Raw genomic sequence first — 346 nt, 5'->3', positions numbered from 1 at the left:
TTGTCAGACAGAAAACAAAGGTCACAGTTCCCTAGCTTTCAAATGATATTGCGGACATAAAAAAACCCGAGATGTAGATGTCTCGGGTTTTCAAATCTATGAAGAAGCGATTACTCAGAAAGACCTGAAATATAGCTCGCTACCGCTTCAATTTCACGATCGTTCATACGTGCAGCAATTGAACGCATCACACGCGCATCACCGTCGTTAGCTCGCTCACCGCTACGCCATTTTTTCATTTGCGCAATCGTGTAATCAGCATGCTGACCGCTAAGCGCTGGGAAACCTGCCGCCTCAACACCTTTACCTGAAGGACCGTGACAAGCGATACATGCTGCCATTTTAG

General features: G+C 46.2%; 1 protein-coding gene. It reads right to left on the bottom strand.

Going from position 1 to position 346, the window contains the following annotated elements:
• Positions 1-110: 110 nt before the first annotated feature.
• Positions 111-346, bottom strand: a 236-nt coding sequence (locus A3739_RS08530; RefSeq protein ID WP_156502487.1) for a c-type cytochrome, incomplete at its 5' end; no start/stop codon positions are given.

It is taken from the genome of Oleiphilus sp. HI0067 (assembly GCF_001635735.1).
The sequence above is the reverse complement of the archived record's forward strand: the minus strand, read 5'-3'. Positions and strand labels throughout refer to the sequence as shown.